Source organism: Thermovirga sp., assembly GCA_012523215.1.
Lineage (GTDB): Bacteria > Synergistota > Synergistia > Synergistales > Thermovirgaceae > 58-81.
Genome location: JAAYIZ010000098.1, coordinates 1 through 3035, shown reverse-complemented (window position 1 = coordinate 3035; position 3035 = coordinate 1). Strand labels below are relative to the sequence as shown.

General features: G+C 59.6%; 4 protein-coding genes. All 4 read left to right on the top strand.

Translation table 11 applies throughout. The features are described 5' to 3' along the window. Positions 1-438, top strand: a 438-nt coding sequence (locus tag GX108_02810) for a chromosomal replication initiator protein DnaA (protein NLO55976.1), incomplete at its 5' end; no start/stop codon positions are given. A 223-nt stretch (positions 439-661) separates the two neighbouring features. Further along, positions 662-1804: a DNA polymerase III subunit beta gene (gene dnaN / locus GX108_02805; protein ID NLO55975.1), complete on the top strand. Its 1143-nt coding sequence runs from the start codon at positions 662-664 to the stop codon at positions 1802-1804. Further along, a complete protein-coding gene (locus GX108_02800; protein NLO55974.1) occupies positions 1801-2856 on the top strand; it encodes a DNA replication/repair protein RecF in 1056 nt (351 codons plus the stop codon). Before dnaN ends, GX108_02800 begins: the two co-directional genes overlap by 4 nt. Next, a partial coding sequence (locus tag GX108_02795; GenBank protein NLO55973.1) for an FAD-dependent oxidoreductase occupies positions 2846-3035 on the top strand: 190 nt, incomplete at its 3' end. The genes GX108_02800 and GX108_02795, both read left to right, overlap by 11 nt.

Below are 3035 nucleotides of genomic sequence, written 5' to 3'. Positions count from 1 at the left end.
GTGGACTTTCTTGCCCAGAACATCCCCAGCAACATCCGCGAGCTGGAGGGTTCCCTGAACAGTGTCATGTTCTTCGCAGAATTGAATAATGAATCCGTCACCGTGGAGAACGCATCGCGATGGCTCAAGGACCTCATAAGGAGATCTTCCCGGGGGCAGGTGACCATTGACCTTATTCAGCAGGTGACCGCCGAGTCCTTCGGCATCCCCGTCTCCTCCCTCTCGGGAAACAAGAGGACTTCGGAGATAGCCCTCGCCCGCCAGGTGGCCATGTACCTCAGCAGGGAGTTGACGGGCACCACGCTCCAGCAAATAGGCTACGCCTTCAACCGGAAGGACCACACCACCGTGATCCACGCCTGCAGGAAGATAGAAGAGTTCATCAGAAAGGATCCAAACATGAAGGGCATGGTGGATAACCTCAGGGAAAAGTTGTGAATCCGATGTGTTCCTGGGAAGGTACTCCACAATATCTTTCCCGTTCCCGGCAAGAATAGCTGTTTTGTGGAAAAGGCTCCACAATTTCCAGGGGAGATACCCACAGGAAAAAGCTAAGGGGTGCATGGTTTTTACGGGTTATCCCCATGAATCACATCCTTACTACTAGACCTACTTATTTATTTCATATATAAGAGATACTAAAGAAGGGAGTGATGCCACCTTGAAGCTCCTCGTGGACAAGGCGAAATTCCTGAAAAGCTGGAATCTGGCGGAAAGGAGCGCGGGACAGAGGAGCACTATCTCGGTCCTCACCGGCGTAAAGTGCGAGGCTTCGAGCGAAGGGGTACATCTAAAGGCGACGGACTTGAAGACCTCGATAAGCTGCACCGCCGATGGGGTGGAAGTCCTCCTGGAGGGAGGAGTTGTCTTTCCCGTAAAGAACATCGGCGAGTTCTTCAAGAAAGCCCCCGGTGAAAGCTTCACCGTTGAGGTGGACAAGGGAAAGGCCACGGTAATTTCCGGCACCAGCGTCTACTCCTTTGCTACTTACCCTGTTTCGGAATTTCCGAAACTCCCGATGTCGGACAAGGCGCAGCCCTATTTTAAGGTGGGCTGCATGGACCTCAGGAGGCTCCTCGAGGAGGGGACCTTCTCCGGGTCTCCGGGTGAAGAATTCCCCCAGTACCTGAGTGCCGGCCTGGTCCAGACCGACGAGGACAGGGTGAGGGTGGTGTCCACCGACGGAAGAAGACTCTCCCTCTCCCAGGGTGTCGTGACCATGGAAGGCGAGCCGGACCAGGTGTTGCTGCCCCTCGCTGGACTTAGGGAACTGCTGAGGGCTCTCTCCAACGTCGAGGGCGATGAGGAGGTCTGGGTCCTCAAGGATGACGCCCAGGTCTACTTCAAGACAAAGGACATCGAGTTTTCGGTGAGGAGGGTGGAATCAAGATTTCCACCCTACGAAAAGGTTCTATCGACGGAAAGGACCTCCTGGCTGACCATCGACCGGGAGCTCTTCATAGAAGCCCTCGAGAGGGCTGAGGTGGTGGTCCGTGATTTCAGCAGGATGGTCGTTTTTGAACTGGCGCCCGCCGGGAACCTCAAGATGCAGGCCAAGGCTCCTGAAGTGGGCGAGGCCTTCGAGGAAATCTCCGGCGATTGCGATGGGGAACCCCTCAGGATAGCCTTCAACGTGAAGTACCTGCTGGAGGGGTTGAAAGCCCTCCACGGGACGGTGGCACACCTGTCTTTCAACGGACCCAATGGCCAGATGACCCTCTCCAGGCCAAGGGAGGACAGCTTCCTCTATGTCCTGATGCCCATAACCCTTCCCGAGGAGGAGAACACGGAAGAAACGGTATGAAAATATCGGCCACCCAATGGGAAGGATTCAGAAACCTGAAGCCCCGGCGCCTGCAATGGGTGGAGGGGCTTCACTTGCTCCTGGGTCCGAATGGATCAGGAAAAACCAATGTTCTCGAAGCGCTCCACATCCTGACGGGGTGGGGTTCCCTCAGGGGCGGGAGGACCTCCGACCTCCGCAGCTGGTCCGACCCCGGGAGGGGGACCTTCCTCTCCGCCGACTTCGATGGAGAGGAAACCCTCGAGGTCAGGGTCGGCATCGGCGCCCGCATAGTCGCGAGGAAGGGCGGATCGCCCCTTCGCTCCTCCCAACTAAGGCCCCTGGTCCCTTCGCTGATATTCCTCCCCAACGATCTCTCCCTGGTGGAGGGCTCCCCGGCGACGAGGAGACGGCTCGTGGACCGTCTCTGTGCGCTCCTCTTTCCCCTTTATGCCCTGAGGCTCCACGAGTACGGCAGGGCACTGAGGCAGAGGAACGCCGCTCTCCGGCAGGGCAGGAACCTCGCCGCTACCGCCAGGGTCATGGCCCCCCTCGCTACCTGGATATGGGCGTGCCGCCTCACCGCCACGGACCTGATCCGCAACGGCCTGGAAAAGGGCGAGGGGCTGCTTCCCAGGGGCGTCACGGTGGAACTGAAAAGGGGAGGAAAGGGTCTCGAGGACCTTCACCTGGATTTTTGGGAGTCCCTCGAGGCCTGCCAAAAACAGGAGAAAACCACCGGCGTGTGCCCCATCGGACCCCAGAGGGACGACCTGCTGATCCGATTCGGTGAAAAGGACGTGGCCCGGTGCTTCAGCCGAGGCTACAGGAGGAGGGTCGCCGTAGCTCTCCTGCTCTCGTCGGGGTGGGCCGTGGAAAGGAAGATGCGGCGGAAACCGATCCTCCTCCTCGACGAGGTAATGGCCGAACTGGACCTGCCGGGGAGGGAACGCCTAATCGAGGTCCTCCTCGGCACGGGGTGGCAGGTTTTCGCGGCCACGGCCGAAGCCTGCACCCCTGAATGGCCGGGAAGCGTCTGGTCCGTGGAAGGGGGACGTGTCGATGGCGGATGACCGTTCCTTCGATGTCATCGTCGTGGGCGGCGGACACGCCGGCTGCGAGGCTGCCCTGGCCTCGGCCAGGATGGGGGCGAGGACCCTCCTCCTGAACCTCCTGCTGGACAACGCCGCCATGATGCCCTGCAACCCCTCCATCGGGGGACCGGCCAAGGGGCACCTCACCCGCGAGGTGG